Annotated in this window: 3 protein-coding genes; all 3 read right to left on the reverse strand. The window is 62.8% G+C overall.

The features are described 5' to 3' along the window. Positions 1-64: 64 nt before the first annotated feature. On the reverse strand, positions 65-343 hold the full coding sequence (locus LCH29_RS43810) for a hypothetical protein (protein WP_446467261.1): 279 nt from the start codon (positions 341-343) through the stop codon (positions 65-67). Next, positions 310-972, reverse strand: a complete 663-nt coding sequence (locus tag LCH29_RS43815) for a hypothetical protein (RefSeq protein WP_446467262.1) — start codon at positions 970-972, stop codon at positions 310-312. The genes LCH29_RS43810 and LCH29_RS43815 overlap by 34 nt, the downstream gene beginning before the upstream one ends. Positions 973-1,461: 489 nt before the next feature. Continuing rightward, positions 1,462-2,062 (reverse strand): polymorphic toxin type 30 domain-containing protein (locus LCH29_RS43820; RefSeq protein ID WP_446467263.1); only part of this gene is annotated, 601 nt, incomplete at its 5' end.

Raw genomic sequence — 2,062 nt, forward strand, 5'->3', positions numbered from 1 at the left:
ACTACGCCAACCAGGCAACGGCCGAACAAGTGAACCTGAAACCACGTCAACCCGCCCTGACCAGCTAGTCAGCCACCCCCGTACAGCGGGGGAACCTCAGCGCGGCGTAGAAGTCGCTGAACAGTGCGTCCGGCTCATCGACGCCGTTGAGACGCAGCGTCTCCGTCATGATGGCCTGCTCGGTACGGCCTGCCATGTCCGCCAGCCCGCCGAGCGTCCGCCCCGTCACCTTCTCGAAGGCCCGCTCGTAGAGGCTGTGGCTTACCCCGTCCTTGATGCTGACCAACGTCTGGTCCACGTCCCAGAGGATCAGGGCGGGCTCGGAGGCGCGGTCGGCATGCATGGCGACAGCGTAGAGGTGAGCCCGGGTGGCGTGTGACGGGGCCACCGCCTGCCGGTGCGGTCGGCCGCGGCTGCTCGAAGGAGCTCCAGGATGAGGCAGCCGGGGTAGGTGCCGAAGGTCGGGTATTGGTGCCGGTAGTAGCAAGACCAGTAGCTCACCACCCGGCGCTCCGTGCGTGCGAAGTACGACGGGTTGCGCGCGATGAAGTCCCCGTACAGGATTCGCTGGGCGGACCCCGGAGTGGCCACGTCGGAAAGGCCGATCCGGATCGCCTCAAGGACCTCCACCACGTATTCGCCGACCAGCTGCACCACGAACGGGACCACCCATGGCTCGCCGGAGCGAACGATCTGCTCTACGTGGCGCTGGCGGATCATTCCGTCCCCGTGGCGTGAGTACAGGCAGTGCAGGATCAGTCGCTGTGTCGCGGTGAGCCCGTGCTGCGCGTCGGCGGGCAGCTCATCGTTGTAGATCCGGGAAGGGATGCTGACGGCCTCACCGGCCACCTCGACCGAGAATGGCGACATGGGTGGATGCTGCAGGTCCGGCATGACTGCCAGGACGGCGCGTACGTCATGGACGAGGTGCGCCGGGAATGCTCCCGCCAGGGTGGCGTTGCTTCCCGTCATGGATCGCGTCCCTGCCACACGTGCCTCTGGCCGGACAGGAGGACGCCGACGACGGAGGGGCGGATTGACGCGTGAAGAAAACTAGCGTCATCGCGCTTACGAATGGTTCGTACCTTCGATTATGTTGAATAGGTGCTGGATGTATTCGACCTCCGACCCTCGCAGGGAACCCTTGTCGATGAGCCTTAGTGGTGATAGGTCATTCGCGTGAATGAGTCCGGTGTCGCTCAGCTCGACGAGCGCGTGGAGTTGGCTCTCCCTGCAAATCATATCTGTTTCCGTGTTCACGGAAGACGAAAGGGTGATCGCAAGGACAGTGGCTTCGCTGTAATCGAATGAATTCAGCCAGTCCGTGATGGTTTCACAGGCGTCTTCTCTTTCCCTCGGATCGTCCGAAGTCAATCCTCTTGTAAGTGTGGCGAGTCGCTCATCGCCCACAGACATGATGGTGTCCTCTGGGGAAGTGGGGTATTGCTCTTGAGGTATCTGCTAGAGGCCGGGGAAGTCCTGCGGCCATGGTATATGGCTGGCGTTGGCTGCTCCCGGATCGTAGTTAGGGCTGGCGGGGTTGTGTACGTTTCGTGGGTGCAGATTGCCTAGGTGATCTTGGTATTTGCCGCCGTACTGGATGCGGTATGTTTCCCCCATGGCTGCATGTGAGCCAGCGGGTGCATTTCCATCTGGGCCATGAATTCGCAGCCGGACCGTCCGACCTTCAGAGTCGAGCCACTTGTATTCCAATCCGTATTGGGCTCCCCCGTTCGGATCTGGTTTGAGTTCTCGAACGCTTGCGTGGTCGGGTACAACGCTCATCGGGTCTCGGCCACGCATGTCCCACGGACCCGGACCCGTGCCCGGGGCATCTCCAGAAGGAGGGCAGGGGCCGAGGCCCAAGGGGTCAGACCAAGCGTGGGGGTTGTGGACGTAGGTTGCTGGGTTGGGGGCGGGGGTGAGGCCTAGGGGGTCGGGGGTGAGGTAGCGGGCGGAATGTGGGTCGTAGTAGCGGTGGAAATTGTAGTGGAGGCCGGTTTCGGGGTCGAAGTATTGGCCGGGGAAGCGGAGGGGTGTGTAGGCGGTGCTGTTGGTGGCC

The organism is Streptomyces sp. BRA346 (assembly GCF_052851135.1).